The sequence below is a fragment of the Vibrio sp. CAU 1672 genome, assembly GCF_029223195.1.
Classification (GTDB): Bacteria; Pseudomonadota; Gammaproteobacteria; order Enterobacterales; family Vibrionaceae; genus Vibrio.
In genome coordinates this window covers 1-26,792 of record NZ_JARHUF010000027.1, presented here as the reverse complement: position 1 = coordinate 26,792, position 26,792 = coordinate 1, and the positions used below count along the sequence as shown (strand labels likewise).

Genomic DNA, 26,792 nt, shown 5'->3' with positions numbered 1-26,792 from the left:
TTAACCAGCAACAAGCATTGCAAAAATCAGCGGGCAAGAACATGCGCATTCTTAGTATATTTTGTAACTATGGTAATGCTGGGATTATACCGGGTTCTGCTGGTATTTACAGCATCAAGGTGTCAATTTTTTTACTCTGTCGGTATTTCGACATCAATTTTCAGCGCATTAGCAGAGAAAGAAACCACCACCTTCTGGCCACTTTGATAGCGGTAATAGCAGCGGTAACCATCATTTTTACGCTCGCCATGCACTTTTTTTAACTCAGAGGCCATTATCTTACGTTGTGGATAATGCACCGCCAGCCAGTAACGGCAATCAAACTGCCGGTGCGGGTTCACCGGCAGGACTAAACCATTATCATTCATGCTCAGTTCAGCCTGCCCGACCCGCATCAGTTGCGGCTCGCCGCTTGTCAGCCACATCTGCTGGTAGCGGTTGACGCTATCGCGCATCGCGGCTTTGGCCAACAGCGCCCCGGTCTGCCGTGCCTCGCGGCTGACCGGTCCCAGGCTGACCAGCAGGCCAGCGGCAATAATGCCGGCAACCAGCAGCGCGACAATCCACTGCGCCTGGCGGTGGTTCTCGATCACAAATTAGCCTTTAATGATGTCCAGCATGCCCCACATTGGCAGGAAGATCCCGAGTGCCAGCACCATCACCATACCGGCGACAATAACCAAAAGTAACGGTTCGATTCTCGCGGTTAACGACTTGAGATCATAATCTACTTCCCGATCATAAAAATCTGCGACTTCGAGCAATAATTCATCAATTCGACCGGTTTCTTCGCCGACGGCGATCATCTGGATCACCAGCGGGGTAAAGATTTTACTGTTGATCGCGGTGACCGAAATGGTACTGCCGGCTTCGATCGCAGCCTTCATTTCCAGAATACGGTTTTCCAAAAACCGGTTGCCCAGCGCCTCAGCCGCCAGGGCCAGCGACTGGTTGAGCGGCACACCGGATTTGAGCATCAAAGCAAAGGTACGCGAAAAGCGTGACAACTGGGCCCGGGTAACAATATCACCGACTATCGGCAGCCTGAGACGCAACTGGTCATATTTTTCCCGCCCGTCGGCGGTGGCAACCCAGGCTTTAAACACCAGTAAGGCGGCGATCATCGCGATGATCACCAGCCCCCAGTAATTGACAAAAAAGTTCGACGTGGCAATCAACACCCGGGTGGGCAGCGGCAGCTCGACCCCAAACCGGGTAAACATCGAGGCAAACTCAGGGATCACCCAGATATTGAGAATGAACATCGCGATGGTAATAAAGCTGATCACAAAGGTCGGATAGCGCATCGCCGCCTTGATCCGTTTACGGGTTTCCAGCTCCTGCTCATAATAGCCAGCCAGCTGGATCAACGCCTGATCGAGACGACCGGTATTTTCACCGACATTGATCATTGAAACAAACAACGGGCTGAACACTTTGCGGTGCGGCTGCATCGCAGAAGAGAGCGCCCGGCCATTACTCAGCTCAGAAACCACCTCTTCCAGCGCTTCCTTGAGCTGCTTATTTTCACAGTTTTGCAGTAGTCCGCGCATGGAACGCAGTAACGGCACCCCCGCCTTGGTCAGGCTGAACAACTGGCGGCAAAACAGAATGATCACTTCCAGCGGAATGGCCGGTACCAACAGCTTAGCCAGGCTGAACTGGCTGTTAAGCGACTCTTTTTGCAAGCGCACATTAAGCGGGATCACCCCTTTATTCATCAGGGCTTCAGCCGCCGCTTCCGGGTTAACGGCATCGATTTTGCCACTGATGGAGGAGCCATCCAGCGTACGGCCTTGATAATGAAATGTTGGCATCTAGTTACCTACAACAAAATCGGGTCAGTCTTACCCGATGCATCACCTTCACCGAGAGCCATCACTTCATCTAAACTCACGATACCCTGCAATGCCAGCTCCATGGCCGAGGCCAGCAATGGCTTATAATTGTCCGAGCGGCGCGCCACCTGGGCAAAGCCCACCGCATCATTGGCACGCAGCATATCCATCATCTCGTGATCCGGCTCCAGCATCTCAAATACGCCAATCCGGCCACGGTAACCGGTCAAGTTACAGCTCTGACAGCCTGCCCCTTTATGGAAGGTGGCATCCACCTGATTGGGAAAGCGCTCGGCCAGCCACTGCTGGCGCGAGGGTTCTAATGTGTCGCTGGTTTTGCACTCCGGGCAGATCCGGCGCACCAGACGTTGTGCCACCACGGCGCGCACCGCACTGGCCACCAGGTACCCCGGCGCCCCCATGTCGATCATCCGCAGCGCACTCTCGATAGCATCGTTGGTGTGCAGGGTACTGAGCACCAGGTGGCCGGTCAGAGCCGCACGTAAGCCGATTTCAACCGTTTCCTGATCGCGCATCTCGCCGACTAATATAATATCCGGATCCTGACGCAGGAAGGTGCGCAGTACACGTGAGAAAGTCAGATCAATCTTATTGTTGATCTGCACCTGGGTGATACGCGGCAGTCGGTACTCGACCGGATCTTCCGCGGTGATGATCTTTTTCTCCGGATCGTTGAGTTCACTCAGGGCGCCATAAAGCGTGGTGGTTTTACCTGATCCGGTCGGGCCGGTTACCAGGATCATGCCGTGCGGACGAGCCAACTGGCGGCGCAAACGCTTAAGCAGCTCTGGCGGCAAGCCTGATTCTTCCAGTTTACGTAACCCGGCCGACTGGTTGAGCAAACGCATCACCACCGATTCGCCGTGCTGGGTCGGCAGAGTCGACATCCGGATATCAATCGACTGACCACGGACTTTAACATTAAAGCGGCCATCCTGGGGCAAACGCTTCTCTGAAATATCGAGATGTGCCATTAACTTAAGGCGCAGTACCAGTGCTGAAGCGATGTTGACCTCGTTAAGCAAGGTTTCATGCAGCACGCCATCGACCCGCTGGCGCAGGCGCAGTACTTTTTCGTCCGGCTCAATATGAATGTCTGACGCGCCGATCTGCACCGCATCCTCAAACATCGAGTTAACCAGCTTGACCACGGTGACTTCTTCACTGTCGGCCTCATCAATGCCGTAATCAAACTGCTCATCACTCTGGCGCTCGGCATGCAACTGCTCGGCGAAGGAGGCAATCTCTTTCGTCCGCCGGTAGTAGCGGTCAAAACTTTTCACCAGTTGCCGCTCTGAAGCAATAATGAACTCCAGCTGGTATTGGCCGAGCAAATCCATCAGCGATTCCTGGGTAAACAGGTCAGCAGGATCGCTCATCGCCACGCGCAGCGTATCCCCCTGTTTGGCCACCACCAGCGCCCGCAGGCGTCGTGCATGAACTTCAGGTAAAATGGCCACGGCATCAGCATCCACCGGAGCCCGGCTCAGATCAATCAACGGCAGCCCGAGTTGCTGGGATAAGAAATCGAGCATCTGCTTCTCGGAGAGAAACCCCAGCTCAATCAGCACACGGCCGAGCTTTTGCCCGGTTGAACTCTGCGCGGCCAGAGCCTGCTGAACCTGAGACTCGGTAACAATTCCCTCTTCAACCAGCAGATCACCCAGCCGCTTTCTCAGTTGTATTTTCATTGTGCTTTCTCCAACTGCTCGAGTAACGCCAGACGGTCACGGATAAAGGCCTGCGACTGGTTCGAGATGCCGATTTTACCCAAAGCATTCTGATACGCCTGGATCGCATCCTCAAACGCCAGAGCCCGCTCCTGCTGAATGGCCAGACCTAGCCACCAGCGGGCATTTTCCGGCTCTTGCTCGGTTAATAGCTGGTAACTTTCCAGTGCGATGTCGTTGTGTTTTTGCTTCTGCGCCAACGCGGCCCGCATGGCGATGTAATCCCGCTCCGGATTAGCCGGCAAATATACCAGGGGACTCAGTGCCGCCTGAGGCTGGCCGGCCTTGACCAGCATCTGAGCCAGCGCCAGGCGCAGGGTCTGGTTGTCAGGATCCGATTTAATCCCGGCCTGAAGCAGCTCATAAGCTTTGCGCGTATCCCCTTTGCCAAAATACAACGCCGCCAGTTTTTGCCGCGCCACAACATGGCCTGGTTCATAGCGCAGCACCTCATAAAAGGCACTCAGCGCACTCTGCATGTCGTTGGCATCCATCGCCTTCTCTGCCCGGCCCAACGCCGCCTGCGCCAACTGTTGCGGCGTCAGTTCAACCTGTTCAATACTCATCACCGGCACGGCCTGCACCTCTTCGGCGGCGGCAGGTTCTAAAGACATAGCAGGGGCGGGTTGGACAGAAGTAGCCTGAACCAGCAGCAGCGGCTCCTGCCGGGTGATATCCGCGCCAGGCAAATCAGGAGCCGGCTGCGAATGAGTTGCAGAAACAGATCGCGCGGTATCCTTGAACGGGGCTTCGATTCGCCTGGTTTGCACCACCCGGGTTAGCTCAGGCGTGACTTTACTGGTCGGTGAGACCACTGATGGTTCAGCCAGCGAAGCCTGGCTGGAGCCGGTTGTGACAACCTCGGCCAGCGGATGTCCCTGGTGCGCTTCCGGTGCCTGAGACACCGCCCAGCCACCGACGGCTAAACTTAAAGAGAATCCCGCAACCAGCCACAACCAAGGCTTGGGCGATGCTATCGCGGTCACATCCACTTTTTCCAGCGGAGAAGAAGATTGTTGCTCGGCTAGCTCTGTCAATGCTTTGTTAATCGCACTCAAGGCAGACTCCATCCCCAAAAAGTGGGGGTTTTAAACTTGGGTTTACAGGCATCGAACGTGTCGTGGATGGCCATATAAACATAATGATTCTTCATGTTAGTGCTGCGTTGATTAAACGCCGCCAGCAGGGCTTTATGGCATATCTGATTGATCAGTCGCGGAATGCCGCTCGCAGCGCGCCAGATGGCTTTTTTCTGCGCCATACTGAACACGCCGCCCGCATCTCCGGCTTTCTCCAGCCGGTTATTAATATACGCCACGCCTTCTGCCAGAGTTAACGGGCGCAACTGGCAACTGAAGGTGATCCGTTGGCGAAACTGCCTGAGTTGATGTGAACAGAGCCTTTCATCCAGTTCCGGCTGGCCAAACAGCACCAGTTGGATCAGTTTGGCATGAGCGGTTTCAAGATTGCCCAGCAGGCGCAGAGTCTCTAATGCCTCTTGTGATAACGCCTGCGCTTCATCAACGATCAATACGGTTTGTTTACCCGTCTGGCGGTTTGCTACCAGTTGGGCCTGTATTTGCTCAACCACAAGCAGCGGATCGTCCGATTCAATCCCCAGTTCCCTGGCCACCGCAAGCTGCACCTGAGCCCCGCTTAGCACCGGATTGGGCAGGTAAACCAGCGCCACCTGCGGTTCAATTTGCTCAATAAGCTTGCGGCACAGCATGGTCTTGCCGGTACCAACCTCGCCGGTCACCTTAATCACCCCTTCCCCCATCTGAATCGCCGCCATAATGGTATGGATAGCTTCATAATGGGGCGCAAGTCCCAAAAACATCTCGGTGTTTGGCGTTAAAGCAAATGGCTGAATCTGGAAACCAAAATGCGACAAATACATACTCAGCTCAATGTATCCCGGTTACTCGTCACTGCAGCATGAATTACTGTGCATCAGGAAACCATTCCTGCAACAGATCACGTGAACGCTCCAGTTCCTTTTGCCATGAGTTCACCCCCACAACCGTAGGTTTAAGCAGGATCACCAGTTCGGTTTTCCGGGTTACATTCGACGTATTGCGGAACAGGTGCCCCAAAGCGGGAACGTCACCAAGAAACGGAACTTTAGAAACCTGCTCCAAATTGTGTTGCTTCATCAGGCCACCGATGACCACCACGTCACCGTCCCGGGCGCGGATCACTGAGTCTGACTCACGGATCGAGCTTTTTGCCAGTGGCAGTTGTACGTTTTGGAAGTCACCGCCCAGGTTGAGCTTTTTCACCTCTTCCTGCACCTCAATGACCGCCGGGTGGACATGTAAAAACACATTGCCGCTGTCATCAATTTGCGGCGTGACATCCAGCGATATCCCGGAGAAAAACGGCGTCAATTCGACTTCAGGCACCGCATTGGAGTTTTCACCATTACCGGCGTTGCTTGACAGCTCGGTAACAAAGTACTCATCGGTACCCACTTTGATCACCGACTTCTGATTGTTGGCTGCGGTGAGCCGCGGGCTGGACAACACATTCAGGTCTCCCTGGGTAGACATGAAGCTCAGGACTGCATCGAAACTACCGTCGGAAATAGTGACATTGGTTTGCCCGCCGAGCAAAGTACCGATGGCATCAAGCGGCGGCAGTACAGAAGCCGGACGATCAACGACAATACTCCCCGAGTTGCCTATCGAGGCTGATAAATTTGACCAGTTAATCCCTTGCTGATAGCCATCGCTGAGCGTCACTTCCATGATCTTGGCTTCCAGGATCACTTGCCGCTGCATGCGCTGTTGTGACACACCAAGAAACTCTCGTACCTCACGAATTTCATCCGGGAATGCCCGCACTGTAATGACGCTGGCCTGGGGAGTCACCACCACACTTTGCCCTTTACCGGTGCCGATCAAACTGGCCACCGATTGCTGCAGCATCGGCCAAAAATCACTTTCGGTGATGGTTTCAATCCGGGTACCACCGGTAGAGGCAGTCGTGCTACCGCTATCGCTATTGTCGGAGCTGGACGAGTCAGAATCGCTGGAACTGCCCCCAGAATTGGACGCACCAGCCGAGGTCACCGAACCGGTCACAATGCTGGTTAATGAACGCCCCGAGCGCTTAAACTGCAGGTAATCCACCGGAATAGTCACGGTACGCATACCCGCCGGGTACACCTGAATGACTTTGCCGGATTTAACCACGTCATAGCCATACATATCCTGCACAACCGCCAACACCTCATCCAGTGTCACATCAGACAGGCTGACGGTAATACGCCCCTTGACTGCCGGATGGATCGCAACACTAAACTCAGTGCCTTTCACCAGTGACGCAAAAAAACTGCGTGCCTCAACCGCGTTCGCTTGAATACGAAAGCGCTTGATCATGCCTTGCTCAGCTACAGCATGATTATCAAGGTTCGGCATCAGATCTGCTTCCACTGAGGAAGGGATCTCTTCCAAGGTCCGGCTGTTGGCTTCATTAATCGATTCGTTCAGCGCTTGTTTCACCTCAACCGGGTCTCGGTGTCCCATCGCACATCCCATCAGGGACGTTATCATTATTCCTACAACTAATTTGCGCATATCTGATCAGGCTCTGGTTATTATTGTTTTATGTTCAAACGAAAAGGCTCTAGCTTCCATTGGCGGCTGCCACGCTTTAACGTTACATATTCACTATTAATCTGGGCAATGCGGTAGCCTTTAAATAGCTTACCCTGCTCGACAATCTGGTTGTTCATTACCGCCACACACTGACTGTCAGGATTGCAGACGATACTGTTGAGCGTCGGCAAACGGTATTGCCTGGTTTTTGTAGTCACCTTGGATTGGACTGCTGGTTTTTGCCAGCCAAGCGGTGCCGTTGGATCCTGGTTGGCCCAGCTGGCACTGCTGACGGCAGCCAACATCAACACCATCATCAAATGCTTAACCACCGATAAACTCCTCTCGTGATCCTAAGGTGTACACCTCCAGCACCAGTTTCGCTTTCGGGTACTCTTCCACTTGATAATTGAAACTGCGCCAAAAATAACTGACCGGAAGATTCTCTATTTTCTTGAGATACTCAGAGATGGAAAAGTAATCACCGACCAGTTCCATCCGGACAGGGTGGACGTAATAACCAGAATACTGTGACGCTTCTTCATCCTCGGTGATCGGCTCTGAAGGCAAGGTCTGCAAAGACAACAAACGAATGCCATCTTGCTGAGCCAGTACCCGCTCCAGCAGCTCCGCCATCTGCGAAGGCGTGATCAAATGTTCAATGATCTCAGATAACTGCATCGATAACCGCTGACTGACCGCAAGTAAGCTTGAGATCTCTTTATCGATCTCCGCATTGGGATCTTTTTTCAGCTGAGCCTGAATACGCAGGATATCGATTTCAGCCTGCTGATTCGCTTGATTTAAGCTGCTGAGCTGACGGTTATGTTCCATCACTGCATTGAGTTTGGGCTCCAACACCAAGGTGAACAACAACATCACGACCGACACCAGGCCACACAGCGCAATCAGCGCTTTTTCGCGCCCGCTCATTTCGTCAAAGCGTTCTTCCAACTTGAGCCAGAGTTCATTCATTGCTGTCTCCACGCGTTCTCAGTTCAAAGGTCACAATACCATCCTCATTCCGGCCAATCTTGACATCAGCAAATGTTCGTCCCACCAGGCTGATTTCATTTTTAAACTGATTCACCCAGCTCGGCACCGAGGCGGGCGTTCTTGCCAGCCCCTGCAAATCCAGGTTTTCACTATCGATGTGTATCTGGGATAACGAAATATCTTGATTACCTAATTTAGCCAGAGACTGCATGATACCGGAGTAACCGGTACGCTGTGCTTCATCATAACGCCCGACCGCTTTGAGTGAGTCACGCTTAGCTTTCACTTCGCGCTCCAGGCGGGCCTTCGCCGCCAGTTTATTTTTGTCCGGAGCCGCTTTACGCAACTGGGCCTGATAGCGCTCCAACTCCGACTTTAGAATGCCACTTTTACTTTTGCTTATCGCAATCTCATCTTCCACTCCCTGACTTTGCCAGGTAACGTAACCATAAGAGAATAAAAGCACACCGACCGCAACAGCCCATGAAAGCGCGACGTTCTTCAGCGTCAGCAGATTTTTCTTCGGTTTTAGATATTCCGGATAAAGATTGACCCTCGGTGTATGCCCAAGTGCGGCAGTATCCGCTAATACGTGCCCAGAGAATGAATGATCTGGCTCAAGCAGTGCGGAAACTTTGGTACTTAACCGGTAGTTCAGTGCTTCAACCAGCTCCGTTTCGTCTTCCTCATCACAGCAGACCTTCATCTGGTGTAACTGAGTATGTCTCAGCTGGGAAGAGAGGTAGTCAATCGAGCGCTGCAGCTCCAGTGATAAACTGTCCAGTTGCAACTCACTTGAAGGCACCCCGGTGATCGGCGAGGTCACACTACGAATGGTTCGGTGGAACGCGATAGTATGATCGACAAAAGCACTGATACGGAAGTGCCCGCGGCAACTGCGTTGTAGCAGGACAAAGTTACCCAGCTCTCCGGCGGTATCTCCCCAGATATCATCTTCAGGGATAACCGCATCAACGACAAGATGGAAACGTGCCGCGGCCGCAAGCAGTTGATCTAACAGCTTACGTGATAACACATAAGCCTGAACCTTGCTGGTGTTAGGCAGTTCTACGGCATCGGCAATAATGTCAATTGCACGTTCTGAAATCAGCTCTTTTAATAAAAAGGGTAACGCCGACGGCCACTCTGCCCGTGGCATGGTTGGCTTGTCGATTTGATACATCTGATAGTAATTGTGAGACAACACCACCGAAAGGGTATCGTACGCACTCGCCGCCACACTCAGAGCCTGCTCAAGCGCTTTTTCCCAGTTAGATTCTGAGATATCAAACTTTGAAGGACGGCTGCTTTTGGCGGCAGAGACCAGATAAATGGCATCCGCCTGTATCACCAGAAAGCATATACGGCCGCCGGATGACGACCGCTTAAGCTTATCGAGTACTGCATTAAAATTCATGATGATTATCTTTATTTTTTCCGCCAACGATTTCGTCTTCCCAGCTTAACCTGAGAATCCGACTGAGAGCCCGCATTGGTATTTCCTCGCGGTAGATAGGGCTGCTCAGCTGAAAAATAACGCCCTTGTCCGCCATACACCCCCAACTCTACCAGAGTGTTCAATTCCTGTTTGTTCTCAACGCCTACCGCAATAATTTGAGTTTTGCTGTTAGCCGCGGCACCTAGCATACTGCGCACGAACAGCTGGTTTTCATGCCGCTGGTCAATCTTAGTCACCAGACTGCGATGCAGTTTAAGATAGCGAATATCCATCTCTTTCAGGTAATGTGTGCTGACAATCGTTCGCCCTGCCTGACCAACCACTAAATCACAACCTAGTCCGACCAGCATTTTAGCAACCGGACGCATAAAGTCTAAGTGTCTTACAAATTGTGCTTCCACAAACTCAAAACTGAGACACTTTCGCTCATCGCGTGACAGTTGTAGCAGTTCATCCCGAAACCACTTGTAGTGCTCGCGCTGTGCAAAAGGTGTAACGTTTAAGTTGAGAGAGTAATGCTCGCTGGTGTTGTTAAGCTGTTTAAAATCCTCTAGGAATTTGCCTACCACCGCTTTATCCATCATCGCTTCGTAACCGACCTGCCTCACCGCTGAGATAAAGCGCGATGCTTTGACGATGCCATTATCCGGATCCCGAATGCGACAGGTTAACTCGTTATGCAATGGATTTTTATGCGCAGCATCACCTATTGAGTAAGCTAATTGTGAATACAGCATGACATTAGAAGAAGTGAGAACTTTATCTAACAGCGATCGCCAACGAACACTGCCTCGCGCTTCTTCATCATGGTTCCATTTTTTAAACCGGCTCCAGTTGTTATTGTTTTGCAACTGGGCACTGCGCAGTGCCGTTTCAGCCTCATCAATGATCTGGCTATGGCGTTCGCCCTCTTTATACATTGTGATGCCAATATGGCACCAGTTATCTGGCTCAAGTGGCGCTGGCGGGGTCAGTCTTTCCAGTTGACGGATACATTGTGATGCCAGGTTCGCGACATCTTTGCCCGTCTGATGAGGAATAAACACGGCAAAAACCGCATGGTAATAGCGAGAGAAAACCACATCCGGATAACGTTGTACCAAGTTGGAAAGCAGCCTGCCCACCTCAATGATGAATTCATCCGCCACCGCTTTACTTTGGCTCTCTTCGACAGATTTCCACTCTTGGATCCGGATTAACACCACCGCCCCGCGTGATCCGCTTTCCAGCAGGGCCGATTCCAGTTTACTGTCGAACAATACCCGGTTCGCGGTACCGGTCAGCTTATCGAGAAACGTCTGGGTACGGATAAAGGTATCAAAGCGGCTGCGCTCCTGACGAGCATCCTGTAACTCTTCTATTAATACATCCAGTGCCAGACTCGCTGTATAAGGCCACTCGAGTTCGCTGCCTTTGGCGTACTGCTCGACACGGCCGGCCAGGATCATCCTTCCACGCTCTTCCAGCATCTCTGAGCCGACCAACTGCTCTTTCAGCCAGGCAAGCCCGCGCATTAAACAGAAAATGATCAAAATGACCGCCAGAGTAATGGACCAAAGCGCTTGCATTGAATAGCCATAGCCGAAGTATGGCGGAATGGCCTTAAAACGGATGGTGTAGTCGTGATTATGCTTGAGGCGGTATTCTTGCTCAAATAAAACGGAGGCATCAAGGCTGTGGGAAGTGTCTTTAAAACGGTACACGACCGCATTGTCGGTCGACAACGTCATCTCAACAATACTGCTTGCCTGGAGCATTTTTGGCATCCAGCGCTGCATTGAGTAGGCCGCGTCAGGATCTGCCATCTCCTTATCAACCACCTCCACAATACCTTCCAAATAGTGATTGAGGTACTCCTGTCCGAGCTGCCTGAATGAGAGGGTGCCACCGACAAACAAGATAAACATAGCGCAAATTACGATCATGGTGACAAAGGCCACCAGCCGCGTGCTTAACTTTAGAGTTGGGGTATACCTCATGAATACCAAATCCCTTATTATTCACCATATACCTTAATTGAAGTACTTATACTGGATAACCCATAAGTAAACAATCCGATTACCCCGAATGTGGGACGCACCTTTCTATAATGATCCAGAAATCAAATCACAATGGTGCCTGACACAAGCATCTCACTGGAGTGGGTTTTCTACAGCTACAAGAATAAAAAACCCAGCAATTACGCTGGGTTTGATGACATTACTTGGTCTAAATTGACACTTTATATTTTACAAGGATCAGAACGGGATATCGTCGTCGAAATCCATTGGTGGTTCATTGTACTGCGGCTGTGACTGCTGAGGAGCCTGTTGCGGAGCCTGCTTTTGCTGCGGGGCATTATACTGTTGCTGCGCAGGTTGTTGAGGTTGTCCCCAGCCACCTTGTTGCTGTGGCTGTCCGCCCATAGCAGGAGCGCCGCCCTGAGCACGTCCGCCCAGCATCTGCATCACGCCATTGAAACCTTGTACTACAACTTCTGTCGTGTAACGGTCCTGGCCATTTTGGTCTTGCCACTTACGCGTTTGCAACTGGCCTTCAATGTACACTTGTGAGCCTTTACGTAAGTATTCACCAGCAACTTCCGCCAGCTTGCCGAATAGTGCCACACGGTGCCACTCTGTTTTCTCGCGCTGTTCGCCCGTCGCTTTATCACGCCATGAGTCAGATGTGGCAATAGTGATGTTAGCTACTGCGCCACCGTTAGGCATGTAACGAATTTCAGGGTCGTTACCGAGATTCCCCACCAAAATAACTTTGTTAATTCCACGGCTGGCCATGATGTGCTCCGTTTCACTCTTGGATATAAATGTTTTCAGCCCACTAGAATAGCACGCTTTAAACACCGGGTTAAAGTCCAATCGATTGTGTCCGAATGAATCTTCACCGAGAACCCTTTTGCCCGATTTCTCAACTGACCTTGCATTTTCTCATCAAATCAGACAAAGGATTTCGTCAAGCTTTGGAATCCCAACGCAATTATGAGTTTAGCCTGTGGCTCTGCTCCAACTTTGATGCCAACGTTAATGTATTGTGAAACCCGCTAGGGAGAATCCACTGATGAAAAAGTCAGCTTATGCAAGAAAGTTGTTCCTGATCAGTATAGCCCCTCAGGCAGAACAGAGTGTTAAACCGCTTGAGGCCAATGCTGAGATAAAGATTCCGGTCATCCATCCCGAAAACCTGATGGAAGCCAATCCCAAACATCGCAACAAGATCCTGTTGATCGATTTCAATGAGTACAAACACCTGATTACATCCATCAAAAATCTGCCCCTGATGTGGAAAGATTTCGAAACCGTCGTGTTTAATGTCCCCAAACGCCTGACCACCGACGAATTACTCTCTCTCGGGCAGTTAAAAGGCGTGTTTTATCGCGATGATCCCATACCTCAAATCGCGGCGGGATTGAAAGGCATTGTAAATGGTGAAAACTGGCTGCCGCGTAATGTGACCAGCCAACTGCTGCACTATTACCGTAATGTGATCAGTACCCATACGACCCCGGCCACTGTTGATCTGACCATCCGTGAACTGCAAGTCTTGCGCTGCCTTCAGGCCGGTGCTTCCAATGGGCAAATGGCGGAAGAGCTGTTTGTCAGCGAGTTCACCATCAAGTCGCACCTCTACCAGATCTTCAAAAAGCTGTCGGTGAAAAATCGTGTTCAGGCCATCGCTTGGGCAGATCAAAATTTGCTGTCATAAGCCAAGGGCTTATGGCAGCCCATGCCACCTTTCGTCTTTAATCTCCTTCAGCCTCACACTTTTTCCAACATAGTCCATGATTCATTATGGCCAGTCATGCTAAAGTGTGGCGAAGAAGCTTAATCCTAATAATGTTGAGAAAGGACAATCCCCCGATGATAAAAAAGTGCCTATTCCCTGCTGCAGGCTATGGAACGCGTTTTCTTCCCGCGACAAAATCCATGCCGAAAGAAATGATGCCGGTCGTCAATAAGCCCCTGATCGAATACGGCGTTGAAGAAGCCATCCAGGCAGGCATGAATGGTATGTGTATTGTGACGGGTCGCGGTAAACACTCGATCATGGACCACTTCGATAAAAACTACGAACTCGAGCACCAAATCAGTGGTACCAACAAAGAAGAGCTGTTAATCGATATCCGCGAGATCATTGAGTCAGCCCACTTTACTTACATCCGTCAGCGTGAAATGAAAGGCCTCGGCCATGCGATCCTTACCGGCCGTGAGCTGGTCGGAGATGAACCATTTGCCGTAGTACTGGCAGATGACTTGTGCGTCAATGAAGACGAAGGCGTGCTGTCTCAGATGGTGGCACTGTTCAAGCAATTCCGCTGCTCGATTGTTGCCGTGCAGGAAGTGCCTGCCGAAGAAACCCACAAGTATGGCGTGATTTCCGGCGAAATGATCAAAGATGATATTTTCCGTGTTGACGATATGGTGGAAAAACCTGAGCCGGGTACCGCACCAAGTAACCTGGCGATCATTGGCCGCTATATTCTGACTCCGGACATCTTCGAGTTAATCGAGAATACCGAGCCGGGTAAAGGCGGAGAGATCCAGATCACCGATGCCCTGCTTAAGCAAGCCAAGGCTGGCTGTGTATTAGCCTACAAATTCAAAGGTAAACGTTTTGATTGCGGTAGTGTCGAAGGCTACATTGAAGCCACTAACTACTGTTTCGAAAACCTTTACCTCAAAGATGAAAAGAAATCCGAACTAGGTAAGCACGCCACTACCAAGGAAACGCAAAAATAACACCGTTTCTGACTCATCAGGCCGGGGAACACTCCCGGCCTTACTGTTTTTTTATCCAGTATTCCCTTTGCACATTTCTCACTCTATGTAATACTTGCCTGACTTGGTTTTACACAGAGCGAAAAAGATGGACAAAATAGAAGTTCGCGGTGCCCGAACCCACAATCTCAAAGACATCAACCTGACGATCCCGCGCGATAAACTGATCGTGATCACTGGCTTAAGTGGCTCCGGTAAGTCATCTCTGGCATTTGATACGCTTTACGCTGAAGGTCAGCGACGTTATGTGGAATCGCTGTCTGCCTACGCTCGCCAATTCTTGTCTCTGATGGAAAAACCAGACGTTGATCATATCGAAGGCCTCTCTCCGGCAATTTCGATTGAGCAGAAGTCCACCTCGCATAACCCGCGATCGACCGTTGGCACCATCACCGAAGTCTACGACTACTTACGCCTGCTCTACGCCCGGGTTGGAGAACCACGCTGTCCTACCCACCACGAGCCTCTGGCGGCACAAACCATCAGTCAAATGGTGGATAAGGTTCTGGCTCTGCCTGAAGGCAGCAAGATGATGTTGTTAGCCCCGATAGTTAAAGAACGCAAAGGGGAACATGTTAAAACGCTGGAAAACCTGGCTGCTCAAGGCTTTATCCGGGCAAGAATTGACGGTGAAACCTGTGATCTCTCTGATCCCCCAGCCTTGGAACTGCATAAGAAACACACGATTGAAGTCGTGGTTGACCGGTTTAAAGTCCGCCCTGATTTGCAGCAGCGTTTGGCAGAATCGTTTGAAACCACTCTCGAGCTGTCCGGCGGGATCGCGGTGGTCAGCCCAATGGATGGCAACGGAGAAGAAATTATCTTCTCGGCTAACTTTGCCTGTCCACACTGTGGCTATAGCATGCAGGAGCTGGAACCCCGCCTGTTCTCATTCAACAATCCCGCCGGGGCCTGCCCTACCTGTGATGGCCTGGGGGTACAGCAATATTTTGACCCTGAGCGCGTAATCCAGGATAAGTCACTAAGCTTAGCTCAGGGGGCAATCCGCGGCTGGGATCAGAAAAACTACTATTACTTCCAAATGCTGTCGTCATTGGCCGAGCACTTTGACTTTGATCTGCATGCCCCGTTTGACTCTCTGCCGAAGAAAACCCAAGAGATCATTTTGAAGGGCTCAGGCAGAACCGAGGTTGAGTTTAAATACATCAATGATCGTGGTGACATTCGGGTTAAACGGCATCCGTTTGAAGGGATCCTAAATACCCTGGAACGACGTTATCGCGATACAGAATCAAACTCGGTGCGGGAAGATCTGGCCAAATACATTTCGACCAAATCCTGCTCCAGCTGTGGTGGAACCCGCCTGCGCCTCGAAGCCCGCAACGTGTTTATTAACGGCACCACCTTACCGGAAATTGTCGAGCTGAGTATTGCCGATGCACTGGCGTTTTTCCACAACTTAACCCTCGAAGGCCAGCGTGCGCAAATCGCAGAAAAAGTGATGAAGGAGATCAACGACCGCCTGCAGTTTCTGGTCAATGTTGGCCTCAACTACCTCAACCTGTCGCGCAGTGCAGAGACCCTGTCCGGAGGGGAAGCACAACGCATCCGTCTTGCCAGCCAAATCGGAGCCGGGCTGGTAGGCGTGATGTATGTACTCGATGAGCCGTCAATCGGCCTCCACCAGCGTGACAATGAACGCTTACTCCAAACCCTGACCCACCTGCGTGATCTGGGTAATACTGTCTTGGTGGTCGAGCACGATGAAGATGCGATTCGCTGTGCCGACCATGTGATCGACATCGGCCCCGGTGCCGGCGTTCATGGCGGACGGGTCGTAGCGGAAGGTACGGTCGAAGAGATCATCGCCACCCCGGAATCACTGACCGGTCAATACCTGAGTGGCGCACAAGAGATCATCGTTCCCCGGCAGCGCACCGCAAGAGATCCGAAAAAAACCGTGGAACTGCTTGGTGCCAGCGGCAACAACCTCAAGAATGTCGACCTGTCACTTCCGGTCGGCCTGTTCAGCTGTATTACCGGTGTTTCCGGATCCGGCAAATCCACCTTGATCAATGACACCTTCTTTAAGATCGCCCACACCCAGCTCAATGGAGCCACCACGGCACATCCGTCGCCGTACAAAGCGATCAAAGGGTTGGAGCACTTTGACAAAGTCATTGATATTGATCAGAGCCCAATCGGCCGTACCCCGCGCTCGAATCCAGCCACCTACACCGGTATTTTCACCCCGATCCGCGAGCTGTTTGCCGGCACCCAGGAGTCGCGCTCACGCGGTTATAAGCCAGGCAGGTTCAGTTTCAACGTACGCGGGGGACGTTGTGAAGCCTGTCAGGGTGACGGGGTGATCAAAGTAGAAATGCACTTCCTGCCGGATGTGTACGTTCCCTGTGATGTATGTACAGGCAAACGCTACAACCGGGAAACACTTGAAGTTCGTTACAAGGGAAAAACCATCGACGAAGTACTGGACATGACGGTGGAAGACGCGCGCAGCTTCTTCGATCCGGTTCCGGTAATAGCCCGTAAGCTGCAAACGCTGATGGATGTTGGCCTGTCATATATTCGTCTCGGACAGGCCGCCACAACCCTGTCCGGTGGTGAAGCGCAGCGCGTGAAACTGGCACGGGAGTTATCGAAGCGCGATACCGGCAAAACCCTGTACATTCTGGACGAGCCAACCACAGGCCTCCACTTCCATGATATTCAGCAACTGCTGAACGTACTCCATCGCCTGCGTGACCATGGTAATACCGTGGTGGTAATTGAACACAACTTAGATGTGATCAAAACCGCCGACTGGATTGTCGATCTGGGACCAGAAGGTGGCCAGGGCGGCGGGGAAATCATTGCCCAGGGAACCCCAGAAGATGTGTCTCAGATTGAAGGATCGCACACAGCCCGCTTCCTTAAACCTATGTTGATGTAGAAAAAACAGGTAAAGTGACAAGACCAGCAAGCGCTGGTCTTTTTTCATACAAACATAACGTTATTATTATGGCTACTATTCATGTGAGTGGAACCAAACTGTCACCGCAAAAAGTGCGCGTGCCGCTCAATCGCAAGTTTCTTGTCGCCCTGGCGGTGCTCTTTTCGGTGGCGATGCATATTTTTATGCCTAACCCGGGGGGCTCCGGATTAGCGCTCTCTTTTAATGCTACCTCCTGGATAGCGTTCAGCTTTGCGCTCGGAATCGGCTGCTACCAAACGGCAAGAAACCGCACGTTACGCTTTAGCAAATTGACTATCGGGTTACTCGCGTGTGTCGTAATCATGACGATTCCGGTCCTGTATCCCAACGCGAATCACTCGCTGGCGGCCAGTAAGTTGATTGGCCTGTGGTTTGGCCTGATGTTCTTTGTTGTTTTGCAACAATTTCACTTCAGCAACAAGCACCGGCAACGTCTGTTATGGTTTATTGTCCTCGCCGTCGGGATTGAAGCCATTTTCGGTTTCATTCAATACCTTTATCTTCAGCCCGGTAACCCATTTGGTTACGATACCCTGAATAACCGGCCTTATGGTATTTTCCAACAACCAAATGTGATGGCCAGTTTTCTTGCCACCGGCCTCGGAGTTGCAGGTTACTTACTGGCCAGACAGCCTCACAAATACGAGCGCAGACTGAGCGATATCGTATTATTGTACCTGATACCGATCTTGACGATCCCACTGCTGATCGTTTTAGCGTCGAGGACCGGTTGGCTCAGCGGGATCTTTGTTCTGCTGCTGACTCTGCCTTACCTGTATCGCTTTACCACCCGCAAGCGTCTGAGGTACTGGTTGCTTTCGGTTATGCTCGGCTTCGGTTTGGGCGCGATTTTGAGCATGGTTCAGGATGATACGGCAGACAAGCTGAATCAAAAAGCCACCGCTTCCGATATCCGCAGCACCTTATATCGACAAAGCCTGGATATGCTGATCGAGAAACCGTTCACCGGATATGGATATGGCACTTTTGAGCCTGCTTACGTGTTATATACCGCCAGACAGCACGCGCTCAACCCTAACTATCCAGCAGGACTAGCGGCGCTTGATCATCCACACAACGAATTGCTGTATTGGGGGATAGAGGGAGGTTTGTTGCCTGTTCTTGGCATCTTAGTGGCGATGTTACTGGTGTTGTACCGAATATACCAGGCGAAGCGGGGGACCCGGCTGGCACTGCTAGCTCTGTTTATTCCCATTGTGCTGCACTCCCAGTTAGAGTACCCATTTTACCATTCGCTAGTACACTGGCTTATTTTCATTATTCTGCTGTATTGGGTCGATCAGCGCGTTTCACGTTACCGCAACGCCGGCTTTAGCAACCTCACTAAGAGCTTAATGCGCGTGTGTAGCCTGATCATCCCAGCGCTGTTCAGTGTCTATATGCTGAGCGCTCTGCACACCAACTTTATCCTGACGAAGTTTGAAACATCCAGCCCCAAAGATCCTGACATTCTCAGCCAGGTGACCAACCCCGTGGTGTGGAAAGATCGCTTTGACTGGGATGTTTACAGTACTTACCTGAACCTCGGCTTGCACAACCAAGATCCGAACTTAATCCAAGCCTATATTGACTGGTCACTGGCCATCATTAAAGATAAGCCGCGACCGGCTTTTTACACCAACCTGATCCTGGCTTACCTGGGAATAAACGACACCAGTAAGGCAGAACAAATCCGCGCGGAGGCCCAGTTCTTGTTTCCGGACACGGACTTCAGCCAAGTGAGTTATCAACCGGGCATAAACAATAACTCAACCTCATCAGCACAATAACCACCGAACAAAAAGCGAAGGTAAAATACCTTCGCTTGTTCATTCCAGCTACTCAGTCAAAGACTCTTCCAGAGCACGTAAGCAGAGCGCAACGTTCTCAGCCCTGGCGGCATAGCCCATCAGACCAATCCGCCAGGCTTTACCGGCCAGCGCCCCTAGCCCGGCACCAATTTCCAGATTATACGTCTCAAGCAAATGGGACCGGACACTCGCTTCATTAATTCCTTCAGGCGCATAAACTGCGTTGAGTTGCGGTAAACGAAAAGCCGCATCGACGACAAACTTAAAGCCAAGTTTTTCCAAGCCCTGTTTGAGTTTTTCGTGCATTGTCTGATGTCTGGCCCAGGCGTTTTCCAGGCCTTCATTTTTGAGCATCAACAGCGCTTCATGCAAAGCGTACAAACTGTTGACTGGCGCAGTATGATGGTAGCTGCGTTTGCCTTCACCACTCCAATAGCCAAGTACCAGGCTTTGATCGAGGAACCAACTCTGTACCGGAGTAGTACGCGACTGAATTTTGGCAATCGCGGCCGGAGAGAAGGTGAGCGGAGACAGGCCCGGCACACAAGACAAACATTTTTGACTGCCAGAATACACAGCATCCAGTTGCCACTCATCCACCTTAAGCGGCACACCGCCCAATGACGTCACCGCATCAACAATGGTTAACACGTCATGCTGCTTAGCCAGCTTACCTAACGCCTGCGCATCACTCATTGCGCCGGTCGAAGTTTCTGCATGGACAAACGCCAGAATTTTACAGTCCGGATGAGCAAGCAAAGCTTGCTCAACTTTCGGGATCGAAACTGGCGCTCCCCACTCATCATCAATAACAATGGCTTCACCACCAGCCCGAACGACATTCTCACGCATCCGTTCGCCAAACACCCCATTGCGGCAAACAAGCACTTTATCGCCTGGTTCAATCAAGTTAACGAAGCAGGCTTCCATGCCGGCGCTGCCCGGTGCAGAGACAGCAATAGTAAAATCATTGTCAGTCTGAAAGGCATATTTAAGCAACTGCTTAAGCTCATCCATCATACCGATAAACAGAGGGTCTAGGTGCCCAAGGGTTGGACGGCTCAGTGCCTGCAATACCTGAGGAGATATATCCGAAGGCCCTGGGCCCATTAGCGTACGTTGGGGGGGAACAAAACTTTTGATCGGCATGTCAGCTCCTTGCATGCAGTGGGTAAGGTTCTTCACCCTAAAGGATTTTTCCTCAGGCGGCAATTAGCCGTAAGTATAGTGGTCAAACCAGAACCCTGTTTAACTGCATAAAAAACTTTCAATCGTGGTTAAATATTAATTGACATTAGTACGCCAAACCCGTTCAATGATTAAGCTTTAAGCAGAAGAGGAGCACTGCCCAGGCAGGTGACTGGTGGAACCACAATTCCGATACCTATCACTCAGGGGGAGCAGTGCCGAGGTGGATCATATTTGTTGGATTTGATCTGTCGGTTGACTTGGGTTGATTCCCATCAACTGTCATCAGCACGGTCTGATGAAGAGCTTCTGAGGGTAAATTTCTCTACATTTATCAATACCTCTCTATTTGCTCTGTCCCTTTCCTCACCATTACTATTCGAGTTGGTCAAACCAACTGTTGTTACTTTTTAGAAGACGTGGGAGAAATGCAGTGAGCGCATTTAACGTAGCAAAATTCGGTGGAACCAGCGTGGCAAACTTTGAAGCCATGAGCCGTTGCGCCACCATCATCGAGAACAATCCGGCTACTCGCCTGGTCGTCAGCAGTGCCTGTTCAGGTGTGACCAATATACTGGTGGAACTGGCAAATGGCGTACAAGATCAGGCTCGTCGTGCCACACTGTTGACCCAACTGGCTGAGCTGCATGAAGCTATTCTCAATCAATTAAATGATGCCACCGTGGTCGCTGCGGAAGTCTATGCGGTGCTTGATACGGTCACCAGCTTAGCGGAAGCGGCCTCGATCCAGGCCAACAAAAAACTCACCGATCATCTGGTTGCCTGTGGTGAGCTGATGTCGACCCACATCCTGACCCAACTGATGTATGAGCGGGGAATTAACGCGGTACGTTTTGATATCCGCGAAGTGTTGCGCACTGATGATAACTTTGGCCGCGCAGAACCCGACATTGAAGTTATCGCCAAGCTGGCACAAGAAAAGCTGGCCCCGCTCTGCCGCAATCACGTCGTCGTCACACAAGGCTTTATCGGCTCAGATGAGTCGGGCAACACCACTACGCTGGGCCGTGGCGGCAGTGACTATAGTGCGGCACTCATTGCCGAAGGCGTGCAGGCTGCAGGCCTTGAGATTTGGACTGATGTACCGGGCATCTACACCACCGATCCCCGTATTGCCCCTAAAGCCGCACCTATTCCGGAAATAAGTTTTAGTGAAGCCTCCGAAATGGCTAACTTTGGCGCGAAGATCCTCCACCCTTCGACTTTGGTTCCGGCTTTACGCCATGATATTCCTGTCTTCGTCGGCTCTTCGAAAGAACCAGAGAAAGGCGGTACCTGGATTCGCCAGCAAGTCGAAAGCTCGCCACTGTTTCGTGCGCTTGCCTTGCGTTGCAATCAAACCATGGTAACCCTTCGCAGCGCTAACATGTTCCATGCATACGGCTTTTTAGCCAAGGTATTTGAAATCCTGGCCAAACATAAGATCTCGGTTGATCTCATTACCACATCCGAAATTAGTGTCTCACTCACCCTAGACCAAACCGATACGGCCGGTGGTGCGCCTCAACTGCCTCAAGCCGCAAGAGATGAGTTGGAAGAGCTATGTAAAGTTGAAGTCGAACACGACTTGTGTCTTGTCGCTCTGATTGGCAATAAAATGAGTGAAAGCAAAGGTTATGCGAAACAAGTATTCGGCACACTAGAAGACTTTAACCTGCGTATGATTTGTTACGGCGCCAGCCCACACAACTTGTGTTTTCTGATGCACAAATCTGTCTCAAAACAAGCCATTCAAAAGCTTCATACTGAGCTTTTTGAGTAATGGCCGTCATTGATACTCGATAAAAAGTAAGGGGCTGCAAATATGCAGCCCCTTCGTTTTGTGAGAATCAGCCTTAAGCTGTTAGCCATGCAGGTTCGGCCCTAGCCACTTTTCTGCTTCAATTCGATCCCAGCCTTTGCGATCCGCATAGCTCTCCAGCTGATCTTGCTGGATCTGCGCAATGGCAAAGTAACGCGAGTCCGGATGGGAGAAATACCAGCCGGAAACCGAAGCGCCTGGCCACATCGCATAACTGGAGGTCAATGACATGCCTAGTGTCTCTTCGACCTTGAGCAGCTCCCAGAGTCCTCCTTTCTCGGTATGTTCAGGACAGGCCGGGTAGCCGGGCGCCGGACGAATGCCCTGATAGTTTTCCCGGATCAACTCATCGTTCGACAGATTTTCATCAGCAGAGTAGCCCCAAATCTCTTTCCGCACTTTTTCATGTAGATACTCAGCAAATGCCTCAGCCAAACGGTCTGCCACCGCTTGGATCATTATCGCATTATAGTCATCGCCTTGGGCTTTAAACGCATCGGCCAGTTCGCGCTCACCAATCCCGCCCGTCACCGCAAAACCGCCAATCCAGTCTTTCTTGCCACTCGACTTCGGCGCTATATAATCGGATAAACAGTAATTAAAGCCTTTCGGCTTCTCAGTTTGCTGACGCAGGTTATGCAACATCTTAACCACTTGCGTACGCGACTCATCACTATACACTTCGATGTCATCCCCGACGCTGGCCGCCGGGAACAAACCACACATGCCACGCGCTTTCAGCAGCCCTTCCTGCTCGATACGATCCAGCCAGTCATTAGCATCACGGTACAAGCGCTTCGCCTCTTCACCGACTTCCTCATGCTCAAAGATTGCTGGATGCTTGCCAACCAGTGACCAGGTCATAAAGAATGGAGTCCAGTCGATATAATTACGCAGCGTTGCAATATCAACATCATCAAACACATGCACCCCAGGTTTGGCTGGGACTGGTGGCGTATAGTTATCCCAATCAATCGCCACTTTATTCGCTCGAGCTTCTGCCAATGTAACCGGCTTAGTACGCGGACGCTTACGAGCATGCTGATCGCGTACCACGTCGTAATCGGCTTGCAACTTCTCAACAAAGGCGGGCTTCTGCGTTTCTGAAAGCAGCGCAGAACAGACGCCTACCGCGCGAGAGGCATTGTTCACGTAAACGACTGGATGTTGGTAGTTTTGCTCAATTTTGACTGCGGTGTGTGCCTTCGATGTGGTCGCGCCACCAATCAGCAATGGCAAATCAAAATCAAGTCGCTCCATCTCTTTGGCAACATGCACCATTTCATCCAGTGAAGGGGTGATCAAGCCAGACAAGCCGATGATATCGACATTTTCTTCCTTCGCAACTTTGAGGATCTGTTCACAGGGCACCATCACACCAAGATCGATGATTTCATAGTTATTACATTGCAGTACCACACCAACGATGTTCTTGCCGATATCGTGCACGTCACCTTTTACCGTCGCGAGCAATATTTTACCGTTGGAAGAACTCGCTTGCTTCTCTGCATTGATAAAAGGTTCTAAATGAGCCACTGCCTGCTTCATCACCCGCGCCGACTTAACCACCTGTGGCAAGAACATTTTGCCTTCACCAAACAGGTCACCGACGACATTCATACCATCCATCAGCGGACCTTCAATCACCTCTAACGGTTTTGTGGCGTTAACACGTGCCTCTTCAGTATCTTCGACAATAAACTCGGTAATACCTTTAACCAGTGCATGTTCTAAACGCTTTTCTACCGGCCAGGTACGCCATTCAAGCGCTGACGCATCGTTTTCCTTACCCACGCCTTTTTCTGCATATTCACCGGCAATATCCAGCAATCTTTCGGTGGCATCATCACGACGGTTCAGTACCACGTCTTCTACTGCTTCACGCAGCTGTTCGGGTACGTTATCGTAGATTTCTAACTGACCGGCATTCACAATCCCCATGTCCATGCCGTTCTTGAAACAATGGTAAAGGAACACGGCATGAATCGCTTCACGCACGTAGTTATTACCCCGGAAAGAGAACGATACATTAGACACCCCACCAGAAATCATTGCGTGTGGTAAGTCTCGTTTGATGTCCCCAACCGCTTCGATAAAATCAACCGCGTAGTTGTTGTGCTCTTCAATCCCCGTTGCTACCGCAAAGATATTCGGGTCAAAAATGATATCTTCTGGCGGGAAGCCAACTTCATCAACCAGAATTCGGTAAGCGTTGGTACAGATTTCAACTTTACGCTCACGAGTATCGGCTTGGCCAACTTCGTCAAACGCCATCACGATCACCGCCGCCCCGTAACGACGGATCAGTTTGGCCTGCTCAACAAATTTCTCTTTACCTTCTTTAAGAGAAATGGAGTTCACGATGCCTTTACCTTGGATGCATTTGAGACCAGCTTCAATGACCTCCCACTTGGAAGAATCGACCATGATCGGTACTTTTGAAATTTCCGGTTCCGATGCACAAAGGTTCAAGAATCGAACCATACAGGCTTGTGCGTCCAGCATGCCTTCATCCATATTGATGTCGATGATCTGTGCGCCGTTTTCCACCTGCTGACGAGCAACCTCAAGGGCTTCATCGTAGAGCTCTTCTTTGATCAAACGTTTGAAACGAGCGGAGCCGGTCACGTTAGTTCGTTCACCAACATTAATAAATAAGGTTTCTTTTTCAATCGTTAATGGCTCTAAGCCAGAGAGACGACACGCCACGTTGAGCTCTGGTAAAGTACGTGGTTTAACACCTTCGACCGCCAAGGCCATCTGCCGAATATGCTCTGGCGTTGTTCCACAACAGCCGCCAATCAGGTTTAAGAAGCCACTTTCAGACCACTCTTTAACATGCCCGGCCATCTCTTCCGGCGACAAATCATATTCACCAAATGCATTCGGCAAGCCTGCATTAGGGTGAGCCGAGACGAATGATTCGGAGATTCGAGATAACTCTTCGACATAAGGGCGCAGTTCGTCAGGGCCAAGAGCGCAGTTCAAACCAAATGAAAGTGGCCGGATGTGACGCAGCGAGTTATAAAAAGCTTCGGTGGTTTGACCTGAAAGTGTACGTCCGGAAGCGTCGGTAATCGTACCGGAGATCATCACAGGTAGTTCAATACCCAGTTCTTCAAACACGCTTTCTACCGCAAACGCACACGCTTTGGCATTTAGCGTATCGAAGATCGTCTCAATTAAAATAAGATCAGAACCACCTTTGATCAGCGCACGAGTCGATTCAGAGTAAGCAATGACTAACTCATCAAAAGAAACATTGCGGTAACCAGGGTCATTTACATCCGGAGAGATCGAACAAGTGCGGTTGGTCGGACCTAAAACCCCTGCCACATAGCGAGGCTTATCCGGTGTCTTAGCCGTCCACTCATCCGCGGCTTCGCGCGCTAGCTTTGCCGCGGCAAAGTTAATTTCATCACTCAGGCTTTCCATGTCATAGTCAGCCATCGCAATAGTGGTGGCGTTAAAAGTATTGGTCTCGAGTATATCCGCTCCCGCTTCCAAATACGCGCCGTGAATATCCTTGATCAATTGAGGCTGAGTCAGGACCAACAAGTCGTTGTTACCCTTTAGATCGCTATGCCAGTCAGCAAAGCGCTCCCCCCGATAATCTTGCTCCTCCAGTTTGTAGCCCTGGATCATGGTGCCCATACCACCATCGATCAAAAGAATACGTTGCTTCAATTGAGCTTCAATCTGTTGTCTTACGTTACTTCCCACGCTTCAACCTCATTCCTTGTAATATCCTTCCATCCTATCACACAATATTCAGGAGTCTAGACGTCTAAAATGGGAATTGGTGATTATTTTATCCACACAGGCAACTCGAAAAACACCGGTATAAAGTGTTAGGGACAATGTATTGGAAAAGACTCGTTAGCAAAGCGCCTGGGTTAAACGTAGCCGGGACTCATTAGCTACAGGCCCAAAGTACTGACAATAATCGGCATTTCTGCTGAGATCTGGAATAAAGGGCGGGATGGTACTCTGGCTGGGCCCATACCAATCTGGATAAGTAGCTGTTCAGATAAGTGCGCAGGACGAACAAAAATAACAGACGTAAAAAAGCCCAAGTCTTTCGACTCGGGCTCAGAATAAGTGGCGGAGCGGACGGGACTCGAACCCGCGACCCCCGGCGTGACAGGCCGGTATTCTAACCAACTGAACTACCGCTCCGCATTGGTTAGCCTGGGCTAAATAAGAACCTGGCGATGTCCTACTCTCACATGGGGAAGCCCCACACTACCATCGGCGCTAATTCGTTTCACTTCTGAGTTCGGCATGGAATCAGGTGGGTCCAAATCGCTATGGTCGCCAAGTAAAATTTGTATTACCTTGAAGCTGGTGCTGATACCCAGACTCGAACTGGGGACCTCATCCTTACCAAGGATGCGCTCTACCACCTGAGCTATATCAGCATCAAGGTGTCCTATGAGGACTAAAAAAGCCCGTTTACTCAAACGGGCCCTTTAAATTTAAAGCCTGGCGATGTCCTACTCTCACATGGGGAAACCCCACACTACCATCGGCGCTAATTCGTTTCACTTCTGAGTTCGGCATGGAATCAGGTGGGTCCAAATCGCTATGGTCGCCA

General features: G+C 50.9%; 18 protein-coding genes, 2 tRNA genes, 2 rRNA genes and 1 riboswitch. Of the genes, 5 read left to right on the top strand and 17 right to left on the bottom strand.

The window, feature by feature from the left end:
* Positions 1-131 precede the first annotated feature (131 nt).
* The 11 genes from P2G85_RS18345 to P2G85_RS18295 form a co-directional block, all read right to left on the bottom strand.
* Positions 132-593, bottom strand: a complete 462-nt coding sequence (locus tag P2G85_RS18345) for an MSHA biogenesis protein MshF (protein WP_275865516.1) — start codon at positions 591-593, stop codon at positions 132-134.
* A 3-nt stretch (positions 594-596) separates the two neighbouring features.
* Positions 597-1,817, bottom strand: a complete 1,221-nt coding sequence (locus tag P2G85_RS18340) for a type II secretion system F family protein (protein WP_275865515.1) — start codon at positions 1,815-1,817, stop codon at positions 597-599.
* An 8-nt stretch (positions 1,818-1,825) separates the two neighbouring features.
* On the bottom strand, positions 1,826-3,550 hold the full coding sequence (locus P2G85_RS18335) for a GspE/PulE family protein (RefSeq protein WP_275865514.1): 1,725 nt from the start codon (positions 3,548-3,550) through the stop codon (positions 1,826-1,828).
* Positions 3,547-4,647: a tetratricopeptide repeat protein gene (locus tag P2G85_RS18330; RefSeq protein ID WP_275865513.1), complete on the bottom strand. Its 1,101-nt coding sequence runs from the start codon at positions 4,645-4,647 to the stop codon at positions 3,547-3,549. The genes P2G85_RS18335 and P2G85_RS18330 overlap by 4 nt, the downstream gene beginning before the upstream one ends.
* Positions 4,644-5,489 carry an AAA family ATPase gene (locus tag P2G85_RS18325; RefSeq protein WP_275865512.1) on the bottom strand — a complete coding sequence of 282 codons (846 nt, stop codon included), beginning with the start codon at positions 5,487-5,489 and terminating at the stop codon, positions 4,644-4,646. Before P2G85_RS18325 ends, P2G85_RS18330 begins: the two co-directional genes overlap by 4 nt.
* 43 nt (positions 5,490-5,532) lie before the next feature.
* Positions 5,533-7,170, bottom strand: coding sequence for a pilus (MSHA type) biogenesis protein MshL (gene mshL / locus P2G85_RS18320; protein ID WP_275865511.1), 1,638 nt, complete (start codon positions 7,168-7,170; stop codon positions 5,533-5,535).
* Between the two features lie 20 nt (positions 7,171-7,190).
* Complete coding sequence (locus P2G85_RS18315; RefSeq protein ID WP_275865510.1) at positions 7,191-7,523, bottom strand: MSHA biogenesis protein MshK; 333 nt, start codon at positions 7,521-7,523, stop codon at positions 7,191-7,193.
* Positions 7,516-8,166: a type II secretion system protein GspM gene (gene gspM, locus P2G85_RS18310; RefSeq protein ID WP_275865509.1), complete on the bottom strand. Its 651-nt coding sequence runs from the start codon at positions 8,164-8,166 to the stop codon at positions 7,516-7,518. Before gspM ends, P2G85_RS18315 begins: the two co-directional genes overlap by 8 nt.
* Positions 8,159-9,604 (bottom strand): MSHA biogenesis protein MshI, encoded by a 1,446-nt coding sequence (locus P2G85_RS18305; protein WP_275865508.1) that lies wholly within the window; start codon positions 9,602-9,604, stop codon positions 8,159-8,161. The genes gspM and P2G85_RS18305 overlap by 8 nt, the downstream gene beginning before the upstream one ends.
* An 11-nt stretch (positions 9,605-9,615) precedes the next feature.
* Positions 9,616-11,625: an RNase E specificity factor CsrD gene (csrD, locus tag P2G85_RS18300; protein WP_275865507.1), complete on the bottom strand. Its 2,010-nt coding sequence runs from the start codon at positions 11,623-11,625 to the stop codon at positions 9,616-9,618.
* 258 nt (positions 11,626-11,883) lie between these two features.
* Complete coding sequence (locus P2G85_RS18295) at positions 11,884-12,423, bottom strand: single-stranded DNA-binding protein (RefSeq protein ID WP_275865506.1); 540 nt, start codon at positions 12,421-12,423, stop codon at positions 11,884-11,886.
* 280 nt (positions 12,424-12,703) lie between these two features.
* Between P2G85_RS18295 and P2G85_RS18290 the strand changes: the two genes are divergently transcribed.
* The 4 genes from P2G85_RS18290 to P2G85_RS18275 all read left to right on the top strand — a co-directional run bounded on the left by P2G85_RS18290 (position 12,704) and on the right by P2G85_RS18275 (position 19,164).
* Entirely contained in the window at positions 12,704-13,348 is a 645-nt protein-coding gene (locus P2G85_RS18290; RefSeq protein WP_275865505.1) for a LuxR C-terminal-related transcriptional regulator, read from the top strand.
* A 155-nt stretch (positions 13,349-13,503) separates the two neighbouring features.
* Positions 13,504-14,382, top strand: a complete 879-nt coding sequence (gene galU, locus P2G85_RS18285) for a UTP--glucose-1-phosphate uridylyltransferase GalU (RefSeq protein WP_275865504.1) — start codon at positions 13,504-13,506, stop codon at positions 14,380-14,382.
* 127 nt (positions 14,383-14,509) lie between these two features.
* A complete protein-coding gene (gene uvrA, locus P2G85_RS18280; RefSeq protein ID WP_275865503.1) occupies positions 14,510-17,332 on the top strand; it encodes an excinuclease ABC subunit UvrA in 2,823 nt (940 codons plus the stop codon).
* 68 nt (positions 17,333-17,400) lie between these two features.
* Positions 17,401-19,164 (top strand): PglL family O-oligosaccharyltransferase, encoded by a 1,764-nt coding sequence (locus P2G85_RS18275; RefSeq protein WP_275865502.1) that lies wholly within the window; start codon positions 17,401-17,403, stop codon positions 19,162-19,164.
* A gap of 48 nt (positions 19,165-19,212) precedes the next feature.
* Here P2G85_RS18275 and P2G85_RS18270 read toward each other — a convergent pair whose 3' ends face one another.
* Positions 19,213-20,334 carry an alanine--glyoxylate aminotransferase family protein gene (locus P2G85_RS18270; protein ID WP_275865501.1) on the bottom strand — a complete coding sequence of 374 codons (1,122 nt, stop codon included), beginning with the start codon at positions 20,332-20,334 and terminating at the stop codon, positions 19,213-19,215.
* Between the two features lie 177 nt (positions 20,335-20,511).
* A riboswitch (Lysine riboswitch) is annotated at positions 20,512-20,690 on the top strand.
* Between the two features lie 116 nt (positions 20,691-20,806).
* Here P2G85_RS18270 and lysC point away from each other — a divergent pair.
* Positions 20,807-22,156 carry a lysine-sensitive aspartokinase 3 gene (lysC, locus tag P2G85_RS18265; RefSeq protein ID WP_275865500.1) on the top strand — a complete coding sequence of 450 codons (1,350 nt, stop codon included), beginning with the start codon at positions 20,807-20,809 and terminating at the stop codon, positions 22,154-22,156.
* A gap of 81 nt (positions 22,157-22,237) precedes the next feature.
* On the opposite strand, the gene metH is transcribed toward lysC, so the two are convergent.
* From metH to rrf (P2G85_RS18240), 5 genes are all read right to left on the bottom strand, one after another.
* Positions 22,238-25,918 (bottom strand): methionine synthase, encoded by a 3,681-nt coding sequence (metH, locus tag P2G85_RS18260; protein ID WP_275865499.1) that lies wholly within the window; start codon positions 25,916-25,918, stop codon positions 22,238-22,240.
* Positions 25,919-26,297: 379 nt separating this feature from the next.
* Positions 26,298-26,374, bottom strand: a tRNA-Asp gene (locus P2G85_RS18255).
* Between the two features lie 27 nt (positions 26,375-26,401).
* A 5S ribosomal RNA gene (gene rrf / locus P2G85_RS18250) occupies positions 26,402-26,517 on the bottom strand.
* A 23-nt stretch (positions 26,518-26,540) separates the two neighbouring features.
* Positions 26,541-26,616 (bottom strand) — tRNA-Thr (locus tag P2G85_RS18245).
* A 62-nt stretch (positions 26,617-26,678) separates the two neighbouring features.
* A 5S ribosomal RNA gene (gene rrf / locus P2G85_RS18240) occupies positions 26,679-26,792 on the bottom strand; the annotation flags it as partial.